This is a genomic window from Aliikangiella coralliicola, from assembly GCF_007004725.1.
In the GTDB taxonomy this organism is placed as follows: domain Bacteria; phylum Pseudomonadota; class Gammaproteobacteria; order Enterobacterales; family Kangiellaceae; genus Aliikangiella; species Aliikangiella coralliicola.
Genome location: NZ_ML660164.1, coordinates 51,477 through 65,523 on the forward strand (window position 1 = coordinate 51,477; position 14,047 = coordinate 65,523).

The window sequence follows — 14,047 nt, forward strand, 5'->3', positions numbered from 1 at the left end:
GCTATGATGGCTGGTTGAAAACTAAAAAAACATTCCTGTTTCTAGCTTCGCTTCGTCACTCATCATATCGCGAGTCCAAGGTGGCTCAAATATCAACTCTACATCCACTTGAGCGACATTAGGAACTTTTGAAACGCGATACTTAATATCACTTACCAATACCGGACCCATTCCACAAGCTGGCGCAGTCAACGTCATCGAGATTTGAATAGACTTGTTTTGCTGGTCAATATCGACCGAATAAATCAAACCTAAATCTACCAGGTTAACCGGGATTTCTGGGTCGTAAATACTTTTCAGCGCTTGCCAAACTTGCTCTTCAATAATTTCATCAGAGGTTGGCTGTTCAAATTCGAGTTTCTCTTCTTTTAAGCCGAGGGCTGCTGCATCGGTTCCATCAACTCGTGCCATATTGCCGTTGACCGCAACGGTATAGTTTCCGCCTAAAGCTTGGGTTATTGTCACAAAGGTGTCTTTAGGAATAATGATTTTTGTGCCGGCCGGAACTAGCCGGGCGGGACAATCTTTAACGGCCACAACCATTCTTTTTTGCATAGTGTTACTGCTCCACGCTAAAACTCTCGCCACATCCACACAGAGCTGTTGCGTTAGGGTTGTTAAAATCGAGTCGAAAGTTAACGCCTTCCTGAATATAGTCGACGCAAGTTCCATTTATCAAAGGAATCACTTTGGGAGAAATAAACAATGTTAATTTTTCACCCAGTTGATAGTCGATAGCATCTTCAGCAATTTCGAAACAAAGTTCGAGCAAATATTTATAACCTGAACAGCCACTTTCTTTGACATTAAACTCAATGCCTTTGGCTTGCCGCTTTGCAACCTGATTACTTAAGTGCTTAATCGCTGTATCAGTAAAAGATACTGGCAAAGTGGTTTTAGGATTGTAAGTTGCAACTGTCATAATATTTACTTCCAGCTCTCTGCGTTTAATTCTCTATGTTTAAATCTTCGGAGTTAATACTTTTACCGAATGCTTTTATCTAATCCTACATTAGAAACTGCTTAGCTTTTTCCAATGCCTCAAATAGTTTGTCAACTTCCTGTTTTGTATTATAGAAACTGAATGAAGCTCTGATTGTTCCTTTCAAGTCTAGCGCATCCATTAATGGCATAGCGCAATGATGGCCGGTTCTTACCGCGATTCCTTGTTGGTCGAGTATCATGCCGACGTCTTGAGAATGACAACCTTCGATAATAAAACTTAGCACAGAGGTTTTGTTACAATCAGAGCCTATGATTTTCATTTCAGGAATAGATTGTGCCTTTTCTGTGGCGTAGTTAATTAAATCCATTTCGTATTCGGTCATGCCGTCTCGGTCGAATTGTTCAAGGTAATCAATGGCAGCTGCCATCGCGATTGAACCTTCGATGTTGGGCGTTCCTGCTTCAAACTTGTAGGGAAGTTTGTTAAAAGTTGTGCCGCTAAAACTGACTTTCTCAATCATTTCACCGCCGCCGTGCCAAGGTGGCATGGCATCAAGTAAATCTCGCTTACCATAGAGCACACCGATACCCGTGGGGGCAAACATTTTGTGTCCGGAAAAAGCGTAAAAGTCACAATCTAGTTGCTGGACATCAATGACTAAGTGAGGCGCTGCTTGCGCGCCGTCAATGAGTACTTTGGCGCCGACCTGATGCGCGGCTTTAATCATATCTTCGACAGGATTAATCACGCCGAGAGCATTAGAAATATGACCGACCGCTACTAGTTTGGTTTTGGCCGAAAGTAGCTGAGTAAAATGCTCGTAATCAAGTTCGCCATTGGTTTTGATATTAACTGGTAGCAAGCGAGCGCCAACAGATTCACAAAGTATTTGCCAGGGAACAATATTGGAGTGATGTTCTAATGTTGTGACGATTATTTCGTCGCCCGCACCAATATTTTCTCGCCCCCAAGTTTGCGCAACCAGATTAATTGATTCTGTTGTACCACGAGTCCAGATAATTTCTTCTCTTGAATTTGCGCGGATAAAATTTTGAACTTTGACGCGGGCATTTTCAAATAACTCAGTTGCCTTGTCGCTTAATGCGTGGGCGCCACGATGAACATTTGAATTAAAATGTTGGTAGTAGTTGTCGATAGCGTCAATAACCGTCTGAGGCTTTTGAGAGGTTGCGCCGTTATCGAGATAGATCAATGATTGATTATGAACTTTTTCATTGAGAATAGGGAAGTCGCTTCGAACTTCTTTTATATCAAACTTCCGCTTCGCGTTTGTTTGATTGTCTAAAGCAGTTATGTTGTTCATATTACTCAATTACTCATCATTTACTTGCTATTTTAAATACCGCTTTTTGTTCTTCGTCGGCGACTAGTCAATATGACTCATATACTCATCTAGCAAATTTGCCAGATAGGACTTAACGGGCTCAAGTTGAATATTATTCAGCAGCTCTTGTATGAAACCGATACTCAACATTTTTTTCGCTTGCCGCTGATTGATACCACGGGTTTGTAAATAATAAACCGCTTTTTCATCGAGCTTGGCAATCGTAGCGCCATGAGCGCATTTAACATCGTCTGCATAAATTTCTAATTCTGGCTTGGTATTAACTTCAGCCTGATTAGTCAATAACAGGTTTTTGTTATTAAGAAATGCGTCTGACTTTTGAGCATCCTGAAAAATGTGTATCTTTCCGTTAAAGGTTGCGCTTGCTTTATCTGCAATAATTCCTCTAAAGACTTCATTCGTATTGCAATGAGGAACGCGGTGTTCGATGTTAGTGTGATAATCGATTGTCTGCTCATTTGCTGGTAAATAAATACCTGTTAAATTACATTCCGCATTTTGACCTGCATGGATAACATCAATATCTGTGCGGTTGAGTTTACTTCCAACGCCTAAGTAAAAACTATTCAGCACCGCGTCTTTTCCAAGTAGGCTTTTAACCTGGCTTACCTGAGTCGCACTATCTTGTTCCAGATTGAGGCGATAATGATCAATGTGACTATTAGCGGCCAGATTGATCGATGTTTTTTGCAAAGCAAGCAGAGGAGGCTGATTACTTTTATCTGGTTGTGTTTCTTGCGCTGTTTGTGTAGATGTAGTGCTTTCAAAATGCTCAATCAAGGTCAAGCGACTGGATTCTCCTTGTTCAACAATAACTTTATTGTCAGATAAGCTCGCATTTTCAGACGTGCTTGAGAGATGACGTAAATAGATTGGAGTGCTGATGTCAGCGTTTCTTTCTACTTCGATCAAAATGCCCTTGTCACACATCGCATCGTTTAGATTAAGCAGTAAATTTTTACTATCAAAATCAGGATCCAGATGGGCTAAAATGGCGTCTTGTTGTGAGTCATCTGCATTTTGAATTGCAGTCAGTCTCAAACCTTCTGGAACATTTAGCGCATTTAAATCGCTAACCAGATAACCATCAATAAATGTCAATTCAATCGCAGACTCAATAGAGATTGATTGACTGGCGCTTACAACTGCTTCTATTTCATTTGGTTGGGGAGCCGGTGCTTTGACAAACGATTGGCCGGCTAAAAAAGCGGTATCGTTATACTTCCAGTGTTCTATTTTTCGCCCCGGCGTTTTGGCGCTTTTAAAATGTTGCAACGCCTGCTGTTTAATCGGAGCCAGCCATGATGGGCTTAACTCATTGTTAAACTGAGAAAGCTCAAGGGCATCACGATTAAGAAAATCTATTGCATAACTCATACTAATACACCATTTAATGTTAAAGCTGGTTAATCCAGCTGTAACCCTTTTCTTCTAGTTCGTGAGCGAGTTCTTTGCCACCTGATTTAATAATTTTTCCATCAGATAAAACATGGACATAGTCCGGAACGATATAGTCGAGCAATCTTTGATAATGAGTCACGACGATAAATGAGCGATCTGAATTTCGACAGGCATTAACGCCATCAGCTACCACTTGCAATGCATCGATATCAAGGCCAGAGTCGGTTTCATCTAAAATGCACAATTTCGGCTCGAGAAGCATCATTTGCATGATCTCGTTGCGCTTTTTTTCACCGCCAGAAAAACCTTCGTTAACACCTCGTTTTAAAAAGTCTTGATCAAGGTTGACGGCTTTACATTTTTCGCGTGCTAATTTCATAAAGGCTACTGCGTCGTAGGGCTCCTTTCCCTGATGTGCACGAGTCGCGTCAATGCTGGCTTTTAGAAACTCCATATTACTCACACCAGGAATTTCAACTGGATATTGAAAAGCGAGAAATAATCCTTCTTTTGCTCGTTCGTCAGCCTCTAATTCCAGAATGTTTTTCTCATCAAAAACGACTTCGCCATCAGTGACTTCATAGCCGTCTCTTCCTGATAGAACGTAACCAAAAGTACTTTTTCCTGAGCCGTTAGGCCCCATAATCGCGTGAACTTCACCTGGTTTCACTTCTAGTGAAAGTCCTTTAATAATGTTTTTATCTTCTACATTTGCGTGTAAGTTTTTTATTGATAACATCGATACTTTCTCAAATTAGATTGGCTTTAGACCAACAAAAATAATTCTATAGAATGTTAATGCCCAGAATTTTAGCCCAAGGAACTTTAACCCCAAGAACTTTAACCCACAGAACCTTCAAGGCTAACTTCTAACAACTTTCCTGCTTCAACAGCAAACTCCATTGGGAGCTCCTTAAAAACTTCTTTACAGAAACCGTTAACGATCATCGAAACTGCTTTTTCTGCGTCGATGCCCCGTTGCTGGCATAAAAATAGTTGATCTTCACTGACCTTAGAAGTTGTTGCTTCGTGTTCAACAATGGCGTTTGGATGCTTGCTTTCGATATAGGGAAAGGTGTGTGCGCCACAGCGATCTCCAATCAATAGTGAATCACACTGGGTATAATTTCTCGCGCCATCTGCACGTGGACTCATTCGGACTAATCCGCGGTACGCATTTTGGCTTTTTCCTGCAGAAATACCCTTTGAAACGATGGTTGATTTGGTGTTTTTACCCAAGTGAATCATCTTGGTGCCGGTATCCGCTTGTTGGAAATTTCGAGTGAGCGCAACTGAATAAAATTCACCGATACTATTGTCGCCACGAAGAACGACGGAAGGGTATTTCCAGGTAATTGCTGAGCCTGTTTCTACTTGCGTCCAGGAAATCTTGGCATTGTTGTGACAAACACCACGTTTGGTCACAAAGTTGTATATGCCGCCTTTACCTTCTTCATCACCGGGATACCAGTTTTGAACGGTCGAATATTTAATTTCTGCGTCACCTAACGCAACTAATTCAACGACAGCTGCGTGTAGTTGATTTTCATCACGCATCGGCGCGGTACAGCCTTCAAGGTAGCTGACATAACTTCCTTCGTCGGCAATAATTAGCGTTCTTTCGAATTGGCCTGTTTTGGCTTCATTAATTCTAAAATAGGTCGATAATTCCATCGGGCAGCGAACGCCTTTTGGAATGTAGACAAAAGAGCCATCGCTAAAAACGGCAGAATTTAACCCGGCAAAATAATTGTCTTTTTGTGGTACGACTGACCCTAAATATTTTTTTACCAGCTCAGGGTGTGAATGAACTGCTTCGGAAATTGGGCAGAAAATGACACCAGCTTCAGCCAGTTTTTCTTTAAATGTGGTTGCAACCGAAACCGAGTCAAATACAACGTCGACTGCGACGCCAGCAAGTATTTCCTGTTCGTGTAACGGGATACCTAATTTGTTGTATGTCTCAATGAGTTCAGGATCGACTTCGTCCAGGCTTTTTGGCGCATCGTCAATGCTCTTCGGTGCTGAGTAAAAAGAGACATCAGCAAGGTCTATTTTAGGGTAATTAAGGTGAGCCCATTCAGGCTCTTGCATCTTTTGAAAGCTTTCAAACGCTTTCAAACGCCATTCTAACAGCCATTGAGGTTCTTTCTTTTTGTTGGAAATAAACCGAATGACTTCTTCAGTTAAGCCGGGCGGTAATGTCTCTGATTCGATATCAGTAACAAACCCTGCTTCATATTCAGTTTTTACGTATTGGTCAATAACTTCCGCTTCTGACATTACAAATACTCTCTAATATTCAATTGCGCTGCTAATTTCTTAAAATCAAATAACGCTTAAACGTCGCCAAAACTAGTTGAGTGTAGTCAGCTCAATGTCTGGTTCTCTATTTCGTTTAGCCCGTTCCAGTGCTTGTTGCTCATTCTGTAGAATGAGTTCTCCCAGGGTAATATTGTCTAAAAAGGACTGAATTCTATCGCTAAGCGCCATCCACAGATTATGCGTAATACATTGGTTGCCTTCATGGCAATTGGCGCGACCTTCACAGCGTGAAGCGTCCATTGATTCGTTAACTGCATTAATGACACTGGCGACGCTAATTTCATCACAAGGGCGGCTTAGCTTATATCCGCCGCCAGGACCTCTGATACTTTGGACCAATTGTTCTCGTCTTAACTTGGAAAAAAGCTGCTCCAGATAAGATAAGGAAATAGCTTGTCTTTCCGAGATCTCGTTTAAATTAACCGGGTTATTCTTACTGTTAATGGCTAGATCAAGCATCGCAGTAACAGCATATCTACCTTTGGTTGTCAGTCGCATAAGCTACCTCTAAGCACCAGTGATTTTCGAGCTTTGCGCGATTAGCTCGCGTAGTCAGAAGCATATCACTATATAATTGGGGCGCATTGTCCAATAACCAAGTATTTTAGTCAAGTATTTTAGTCAACTTACTAGCGACAAAAACGAATAAGCTGATCTCGATCATCTTTTTCTGCGATGTCACTGGTTTAGAGTCTCTTTTTATTGATTTTTTTGATTAATCAATTGGAGCATCGACTTAAAAGCCTTCGGATTTGCTGCAAGAATTGAATCGCTTTGTGCGTAATTCGGATTGCCGGTTACATCGGCGACCATTCCGCCTGCTTCTTTTACTAACAAGATACCTGCTGCGGTATCCCATTCACTTAATCCAAACTCCCAGAAGCCATCAAATCGTCCTGCAGCGACGTAAGCGAGGTCGAGTGCGGCAGAACCTGCTCGGCGCATGTCTGAACAATGAGGGTAAAGCTTGTTGAAAATTGTCATATACTCGTCAAGCTTTTGCTTGTTTCTAAAGGGAAAACCCGTTGCGAGTAAACTATGCTCAAGCCCTTTGGTGTTGCTAACCCTGATACGTTTACCGTTAAACTGAGCACCGCGTCCTCTGACTGCAGTAAATAATTCTTCACGGATTGGGTCATAGACGACGCCGATTTCCGTTTTGCCTTTATAGTTGCAAGCAATTGAAATTGCCCAGTGCGGTACTTTGCGGATAAAGTTGGTGGTTCCATCAATTGGATCAATTATCCATTGATAGTCGCTTTCGCCGGTTGAGCCGCTTTCTTCTCCAAGAAATGCGTGATCTGCATAAGAATGGGAAATGGTGTCAATAATCAGCCGCTCAGCCGCCTGATCGACATTGGTCACATAATCATGTTGAGACTTACTTTGTACCGAACGAATTTTGTCTGACTCGCGGATTATAAAGTCGCCTGCCTTACGGGCTGCGCGCACTGCAATAGTTAAAAAAGCTTGCATGATTAGAGATCCTAAATTGTTTAATAGCGGGGTAGCGCTCTCAATTTTGCCGATAAATTCGGCGAGAGACTACGCGGGCGCAAGTATATCGTAAAAGATACGGTGATAAAACTCCCACGCCGGAAATTCGATGATTTGAAAAACAACTTGTTGAAGTGGTATTAACCTGGATCAAGTTTACAGTGGATGGAGCTGACGATAAGGCAAAGATTAGTGTATGCTTGCGTTCAAATTTAACGCATTTGTTGGTCTATCTGATCGCGGTCTGGCGAAGAGTGATGAGCTTTCCTGAATTGTATGACCGAACGATCTAATTTACCCAATAACCTCAATCGCCGAGATATCCTGTTATACCAACCGGCGTTTCTAGAATGGATATCTCTGTAGAAATGTTCAAATAAGTAGGAGTTGTAAAGTGACTAAACTTAATATTGCGGTATTAACGGTTTCTGATACTCGAAATGTCGAAACTGACACTTCAGGGGATTGCCTGGTCAATGGACTTGAGCTGGATGGTCATAATCTTGCGGATCGAAAAATTGTTAAGGACGATATTTATCAAATACGCGCAGTTATTTCTCAGTGGATTGCTGATGCCTCGGTTAATGTGGTTGTCGTGACCGGAGGCACTGGGTTTTACGGTCGAGATTCAACACCCGAAGCAGTAACGCCTTTATTTGACAAAAATATGGAAGGATTTGGAGAATTGTTCAGGCAGGTTTCTTATGAAGAAATAGGATCCTCTACGATTCAGAGCCGGGCTATCGGCGGTTTCGCTAACAACACAGTGATTTTCTGTGTGCCTGGCTCTACAGGTGCTTGTCGTACCGCGTGGGATAAAATTATCAGACAGCAGCTTGACGCCGACTTTAAGCCTTGCAACTTTGTGAAACTAATAACAACGGGTGTTCATTAGCATTCGAGCGATTTAGTATTAGAGTAATACCATCGCGGGATTCTGAGAAAACGATAATAAAAAGTGGGAACGATAAAATGACTAAAAAAAATATTGCCTTGTTATTCCTGTTAAGTATGGGCTTTTTATCTTTGGCCTCTTATGCAGAAGCCGGCGCTAATGGAAAGGCATTGCACCAGTTGTTTGCGAAAGACTGGCAAGCCAGGTTAGAGCGAAATCCTATGTTGGCTACTCGAATGGGCGTGACGAATTCGGCCCATTTGTTGTTTGACGCCTCAGAGTCTGCCTACCAGGACTGGGCGCGAAAAACCCAAAGCTTTATTAATGAGTTGAAAAAAATTGAATTCCAGAAACTATCGAAAGATGACCAAATCAATTATCAAATATTTCATCAACAGTTGAAACGCCGGCTTTCTGAAATTCAATTTAAGTCGTATCAGATTCCATTTTTCTCGGATTCCGGGTTTCATACTCAGATGATGCGGTTGAATACTGAAGTTCCGCTGAAAACGGCGAAAGACTATGAGAACTATATCGCCAGACTTAATGGTATACCCAGGTATTTTAAACAGAATACCGATAATATGAAAAATGGTTTGGCGCGCGGCTTTTCGATGCCTGCGGTGGTAATGATCGGCTTTTCTGATGTGATCAAAAAAGCGTATAGCGGCGGCGTCGCTCAGAGCCCATTGTGGCAGCCATTTAACAAAATGCCTGATTCAATTTCTGCGCAAGATCAAAAACGGCTAAAACTGGCAGGGGAGAAAGCGCTCCAAAATGCGGTTCTACCTGCTTTTCAGCGGCTATTTCGTTTTTTTGAAGAAACCTACATTCCAAAAACCAAGCAATCACTGGGCGCTTATGAATTTCCAGATGGAAAAGCCTATTACGCGGCGCAAATTGCCCATTACACAACGCTCGATTTGTCCGCAGAAGAAATCCATAACATTGGACTGAAAGAAGTTGCTCGAATTCGCGCAGAAATGGAAGAAGTTATTAAGGAGACTGGGTTTAAAGGTGATTTCAGAGCGTTTTTAAAACATTTAAGACAGTCACCGGAGTTTTACGCAAAAACGCCGCAAGATTTGATTAAAGAGGCTTCCTATATTTCAAAAAAGATGGACGGCAAATTACCCAGTCTGTTCACTCGTTTACCACGACAACCCTATACCGTAGAACCTGTGCCTGATGCGATCGCACCCAAATATACGACAGGACGCTATTTGTCCGCGCCGCTTGATAGTGAGCGCCCTGGCGTTTACTGGGTTAATACTTATGCGCTGAATAAACGACCTTTGTATGTGCTGGAGGCGCTAACGCTTCACGAAGCAGTTCCCGGTCATCACTTGCAAAATGCGCTCAATCAGGAGCTGGAAAATTTACCAAATTTCAGACGATACTCTTATATCTCGGCCTTTGGTGAAGGTTGGGGACTTTACAGTGAACGTCTTGGCCTGGAAGTTGGTTTTTACCAGGATCCCTACAGTAACTTCGGTCGATTAACCTATGAAATGTGGCGAGCGGCCAGATTAGTGATTGATACGGGCATTCATTCAAAAGGGTGGACCCGAGAGCAAGCTATTGAATTATTGGAAAATAACTCGGCTTTATCGACTCATAATATCAGGACAGAAGTTGATCGTTATATCAGTTGGCCTGGACAAGCTTTGTCTTACAAGTTAGGCGAAATTAAAATCCGCGAATTAAGGGCGAAGGCTGAAAAGGCGCTAGAAGGGAAGTTTGATATTCGCTTGTTTCACGATGAAATCCTTAAAAATGGTTCCATTCCGCTAGCGGTGCTTGAATCACAGATAGATGATTTTATTTCGCGCCAATTAAAAAAGTGATAGCAAAGGCGGGCGCTGCGAGCGCTCGTTAAAGCGTTTTCAATGAAAAAATTATCCCGAATTCAGGTTAAGCTGTATTCGCCTGTTAGCTTAAAACTAATCCATAAGTGCTTTAATGATAATCGTTAATCAGGGACAGTTGTATTAGTAAAAACGAGCATTGGTAGAAATAGGGTATTAGTAAGAATAGAACGGATTTAGAAGCGCTGAAAAGATAAGAAAAGCGTGGCTGATTTACCACGCTTAAATTTGGGGCTACTGGATACTATTTTGATCTACTGGATATTGAGAAATGAGAACCAACTGTTTGCGTTGCCAAACAGCTTCTCGTGAAGTTCTTCAGCATTAATGTCAACGCTGGTACTCCGTAGGCTTTTGTCTATTTGTACTGGGATACCGTACTCATCAGTTGGATCTTTGGCCAGATTAAGGACTTTAGGCTTTTCCAGATTCATATTCATATTGTCTTTAACCAGCGCAACTCTTGGTCTTAAGCGAGATTTTTCTGGTTGCTCAACCACTACACCAATAGAATTATCCGTCAGTTTTACCAAACTTCCAGTCGGATAAATACCGATTGCCTGTATAAATTGTTCGATCAATTCTGCCTGAAACAGACTGCCGCGTAATGAATATAGGTGTGAGATTGCTTCGACTGGCGTTAGTGCTTCACGGGAAGATTGGGGGTTAATCAATTGTTCGTAATAATCCGCTAATCCGGCCACTCGTGCTAGAAACGGAATACGATTTCCAACTAATTTACGCGGATAACCCGTGCCGTTATTTCTTTCGCAATAAGCCGACAAGATATAATTTACCTGGTGACTGGATGAGAACATTTTTTCAGTTTCTTCCATCGTCAGGCTAATATGTTCTTGGTATTGCTGAAGTTCTTCGCTAGATTCGTGGCTGTATAATAGTTCTTTCGGAAGCTTACACTTACCGATTGGCGCTAGCAGTAACGCGGTACCGATATCTCTTAAATCATGACGAGATAGTCCAAGGTGACGAGCGAAAATAATTCCCCAGATAGCGCTTCTGATCGCCTGTTGATAAAGTGCTTCATTGTCAGCGCTGATGCGGCATAACCAGGCGAGAGCATTGGGGTTGTTAACGATACTCTTTACCATTTGGTTAGAAGCTGAACGAACTTCATTGATATTGACATAGCCATTTTGCATCATGCATCGATACAGTGCAGACATTTGCGCTGTCACTTGTTGATACATCTGCGCAGCGGCTCTCACTTCTTTTTTTAACTTGGTTGTAATCAGATAGTTTTCAATGCGAGGTTTAAACCTTGCTTTTTCATTGATCAACCGAACCGTTTTTGCATCGAGTTCATCAACTGCATCTTCAACATTTTTAGGGGTTAAAAATAACCGTGACTTAACGTCAACTTTGCTTAAAAATCGATCAACGTAAACTTTATTACAATAGTGGGCGAGCAGATCGAGTTCTTCCTGCTTGCTAATATGAAATCCCTGGATTGGGAAAGGTGTCTGCACCCATGGTACATCCAAACGAGAGACGTACATGCCTATCTCGAGATTTTGTACTGGAATTTCTTGGGTTGTTAGATGCATTACCGGGGGCCTCTGCTAACTCTGTCGATTTGTCCCGAACAACAAATACATTCCTTTAGGTAAAGTACATCATAGCCAAATCTTTCCTTGAATAGGCGGAACCGCTTCACATTATTGGGAACTAATTTTAATAGTAGACTAATAATGATTGATTATTCTCTACTTGAGATGTATTTATTGCATATTGGGAATTTTACAATCTCTGATATTCTAGCCTGATTTTAACAAGTTATTCTCATTGAAAATGCGAAAAACTATAAATATTTCAATAAGGTAATAACATTTATTTTAGTTGTCAATAGTAAATATTTTGGATTTTGTCGCTGTATTTTCCAATTCTTTGGTCTTTTATTGATTGGTAAAAAAATCACCTGTTAAATGATAGTTACCGGGTCCATTTTGTTTAAAAAATCTCGCCAGGTTATTTTTACCAATGATCTGTGTATATTTTTATTTATTGGCGACGATTATAGCTCTTTTCGGCGCTGAGTAACCTTCGATGGTTTTGTTAATATTTTCCGGGTCCAGGTAATTTTCCAGTGAGTGAAAATGCATCCATTCTGTTGATCGTTGTTCCTCAAGGCTTGTCTGATTGATATCCACGGTTCTAATATTATTGAATCCACACTTTGCCAGCCATAATTCCAATGCACGTGCTGAAGGAATAAACCAGACGTTTCTCATTTGGGCATAGCGCCCCTTTGGCAGCAATACCTGGTTTTCATCTCCATCAATCACCAGCGTTTCCAACACCAGCTCGCCTTTACGACCCAGCAGATTTTTCAGCTCCATTAAGTGATTGATTGGTGATTTCCGATGATACAGAACACCCATCGAAAATACGGTATCAAATCCTTTATTTTCCATATCTTGCGGCATATCCTCGATACCAAGGGGAAGCAGGTGCACAGGGGATTGTCCCAAATACTTTTTCATCACTGAAAACTGCGCCAGAAACTTCTGTGACGGGTCAATGCCTAGCACCAATTTGGCTCCTTCGCCAAGCATTCGCCAGCAGTGATAGCCGTTGCCGCATCCGACATCTAGAATGGTACGATTTTTTAGCGAGCTAATGCTAGGAAGTAATCGGTCCCACTTCCAATCTGAACGCCATTCCGTGTCGATATCTATGCCGAATAGGTTAAAAGGGCCTTTACGCCATGGATGTAGAGTTTTTAACTGGTCAATTAGCTGCGTTACTTGATTATCAGAGAGTTGCGAACTTAAATCGGCGGCTGAGCCGATATTCACCCCATCTTTGAGATCTATGTGTGAAGCATCCACCGCGGGAAGGCTATCCAATAATTGTTGCCACTGTGCTAATTCGCCATGAGTATAATTAGCGAATTTATTGCTGACGGCATCAATCAAAAAGCCCCCCAGGTGACTTATTGGCGTGTGTTGTAAATCATTTTTCAGTTGTTGGAAGTCAATCATTGGATGTCACTGATGCGCTTATTTGATGGCAATGATGGATACAAAGTTATAATTTTGCATCCAGCAACTAACACTGCTGAAGCCGGCGGACTTTAGACGGTTAATATGATGTTCGAGAGTTTCCGGCAATAATACGTTTTCCAGCGCATTGCGTTTTTGGCTGATTTCTAAATCACTGTAGCCGTTTTCTTTTTTAAATTGATGATGAAGTTCAATGAGCAAATCGTCGATATTATCATCGCTGAAGCTGACTTTTTCCGAGAGTAGAAGCAAACCGCCAGAATTTAACCCCTGATAGATGTTTTCCAGCAGATTGAGTCTTTCCTCTTTCGCAATAAATTGTAAAGTAAAGTTCAGAGCGACCATAGAAGCGTTTTGAATCGAAATCTTTTGCACGTCACCCAACTGCAATTCAATCGGTGTTTTGTGTTTGAAAGCATCAATGTGATGACGACAGCGTTCTAACATTGCAGAAGAATTATCAACCGCAATGATTTTAGCGCCTGTCTTTTCAATTCCAGCGCTCATGGCTAAGCTGGCTGCTCCCAGAGAACATCCAAGATCGTAGCAGTTGCTATTTGAGGTTACAAAGCGACCGGCAAATTTGGAAATATTATTAATAATTTCTGTATAGCCTGGTACTGAGCGTTTAATCATATCAGGAAACACTTCAGCGACACTTTCATCAAAACTAAACGGGAGAGCCGCTTTCGGTTTAGCGAAAAGATTATCGGTTTTATCACTCAT

13 protein-coding genes are annotated in these 14,047 nt (G+C 41.7%); 2 read left to right on the plus strand and 11 right to left on the minus strand.

Annotated features, from left to right (window positions below):
• Window positions 1-21: 21 nt before the first annotated feature.
• The 8 genes from sufT to suhB all read right to left on the minus strand — a co-directional run bounded on the left by sufT (window position 22) and on the right by suhB (window position 7,514).
• Window positions 22-555 carry a putative Fe-S cluster assembly protein SufT gene (gene sufT / locus FLL46_RS11555; RefSeq protein ID WP_210418679.1) on the minus strand — a complete coding sequence of 178 codons (534 nt, stop codon included), beginning with the start codon at window positions 553-555 and terminating at the stop codon, window positions 22-24.
• Between the two features lie 4 nt (window positions 556-559).
• Window positions 560-922: a HesB/IscA family protein gene (locus tag FLL46_RS11560; protein WP_142893682.1), complete on the minus strand. Its 363-nt coding sequence runs from the start codon at window positions 920-922 to the stop codon at window positions 560-562.
• 85 nt (window positions 923-1,007) lie between these two features.
• Entirely contained in the window at window positions 1,008-2,270 is a 1,263-nt protein-coding gene (locus FLL46_RS11565; protein ID WP_142893683.1) for an aminotransferase class V-fold PLP-dependent enzyme, read from the minus strand.
• A gap of 63 nt (window positions 2,271-2,333) precedes the next feature.
• The gene (gene sufD, locus FLL46_RS11570) at window positions 2,334-3,689 is read right to left on the minus strand and encodes a Fe-S cluster assembly protein SufD (protein WP_142893684.1); all 1,356 of its coding nucleotides are present in this window, start codon (window positions 3,687-3,689) and stop codon (window positions 2,334-2,336) included.
• 19 nt (window positions 3,690-3,708) lie between these two features.
• Window positions 3,709-4,452, minus strand: coding sequence for a Fe-S cluster assembly ATPase SufC (gene sufC / locus FLL46_RS11575; RefSeq protein WP_142893685.1), 744 nt, complete (start codon window positions 4,450-4,452; stop codon window positions 3,709-3,711).
• 101 nt (window positions 4,453-4,553) lie between these two features.
• The gene (sufB, locus tag FLL46_RS11580; RefSeq protein WP_142893686.1) at window positions 4,554-5,996 is read right to left on the minus strand and encodes a Fe-S cluster assembly protein SufB; all 1,443 of its coding nucleotides are present in this window, start codon (window positions 5,994-5,996) and stop codon (window positions 4,554-4,556) included.
• A gap of 72 nt (window positions 5,997-6,068) precedes the next feature.
• Window positions 6,069-6,536, minus strand: coding sequence for a Fe-S cluster assembly transcriptional regulator IscR (iscR, locus tag FLL46_RS11585; protein ID WP_142893687.1), 468 nt, complete (start codon window positions 6,534-6,536; stop codon window positions 6,069-6,071).
• Window positions 6,537-6,737: 201 nt separating this feature from the next.
• Window positions 6,738-7,514 (minus strand): inositol-1-monophosphatase, encoded by a 777-nt coding sequence (gene suhB, locus FLL46_RS11590; protein ID WP_142893688.1) that lies wholly within the window; start codon window positions 7,512-7,514, stop codon window positions 6,738-6,740.
• A gap of 415 nt (window positions 7,515-7,929) precedes the next feature.
• On the opposite strand from suhB, the gene moaB reads away from it, so the two are divergent.
• Window positions 7,930-8,430, plus strand: a complete 501-nt coding sequence (gene moaB / locus FLL46_RS11595; protein WP_246119306.1) for a molybdenum cofactor biosynthesis protein B — start codon at window positions 7,930-7,932, stop codon at window positions 8,428-8,430.
• Window positions 8,431-8,507: 77 nt separating this feature from the next.
• Complete coding sequence (locus FLL46_RS11600; RefSeq protein WP_142893690.1) at window positions 8,508-10,277, plus strand: DUF885 domain-containing protein; 1,770 nt, start codon at window positions 8,508-8,510, stop codon at window positions 10,275-10,277.
• Between the two features lie 275 nt (window positions 10,278-10,552).
• On the opposite strand, the gene FLL46_RS11605 is transcribed toward FLL46_RS11600, so the two are convergent.
• The 3 genes from FLL46_RS11605 to cmoA all read right to left on the minus strand — a co-directional run bounded on the left by FLL46_RS11605 (window position 10,553) and on the right by cmoA (window position 14,047).
• The gene (locus FLL46_RS11605) at window positions 10,553-11,863 is read right to left on the minus strand and encodes an HD-GYP domain-containing protein (RefSeq protein WP_142893691.1); all 1,311 of its coding nucleotides are present in this window, start codon (window positions 11,861-11,863) and stop codon (window positions 10,553-10,555) included.
• Between the two features lie 450 nt (window positions 11,864-12,313).
• A complete protein-coding gene (gene cmoB, locus FLL46_RS11610; RefSeq protein ID WP_142893692.1) occupies window positions 12,314-13,300 on the minus strand; it encodes a tRNA 5-methoxyuridine(34)/uridine 5-oxyacetic acid(34) synthase CmoB in 987 nt (328 codons plus the stop codon).
• A gap of 18 nt (window positions 13,301-13,318) precedes the next feature.
• On the minus strand, window positions 13,319-14,047 hold the full coding sequence (gene cmoA, locus FLL46_RS11615) for a carboxy-S-adenosyl-L-methionine synthase CmoA (RefSeq protein ID WP_142893693.1): 729 nt from the start codon (window positions 14,045-14,047) through the stop codon (window positions 13,319-13,321).

Excerpts from the sequence above, each read along its gene's own strand:
- suhB (WP_142893688.1), bottom strand. The coding sequence starts at position 7,514 with ATGCAAGCTTTTTTAACTATTGCAGTGCGCGCAGCCCGTAAGGCAGGC.
- sufB (WP_142893686.1), bottom strand. The coding sequence starts at position 5,996 with ATGTCAGAAGCGGAAGTTATTGACCAATACGTAAAAACTGAATATGAA.
- sufD (WP_142893684.1), bottom strand. The coding sequence starts at position 3,689 with ATGAGTTATGCAATAGATTTTCTTAATCGTGATGCCCTTGAGCTTTCT.
- iscR (WP_142893687.1), bottom strand. The coding sequence starts at position 6,536 with ATGCGACTGACAACCAAAGGTAGATATGCTGTTACTGCGATGCTTGAT.
- FLL46_RS11565 (WP_142893683.1), bottom strand. The coding sequence starts at position 2,270 with ATGAACAACATAACTGCTTTAGACAATCAAACAAACGCGAAGCGGAAG.
- cmoB (WP_142893692.1), bottom strand. The coding sequence starts at position 13,300 with ATGATTGACTTCCAACAACTGAAAAATGATTTACAACACACGCCAATA.
- sufC (WP_142893685.1), bottom strand. The coding sequence starts at position 4,452 with ATGTTATCAATAAAAAACTTACACGCAAATGTAGAAGATAAAAACATT.
- sufT (WP_210418679.1), bottom strand. The coding sequence starts at position 555 with ATGCAAAAAAGAATGGTTGTGGCCGTTAAAGATTGTCCCGCCCGGCTA.
- FLL46_RS11600 (WP_142893690.1), top strand. The coding sequence starts at position 8,508 with ATGACTAAAAAAAATATTGCCTTGTTATTCCTGTTAAGTATGGGCTTT.
- FLL46_RS11605 (WP_142893691.1), bottom strand. The coding sequence starts at position 11,863 with ATGCATCTAACAACCCAAGAAATTCCAGTACAAAATCTCGAGATAGGC.
- FLL46_RS11560 (WP_142893682.1), bottom strand. The coding sequence starts at position 922 with ATGACAGTTGCAACTTACAATCCTAAAACCACTTTGCCAGTATCTTTT.
- cmoA (WP_142893693.1), bottom strand. The coding sequence starts at position 14,047 with ATGAGTGATAAAACCGATAATCTTTTCGCTAAACCGAAAGCGGCTCTC.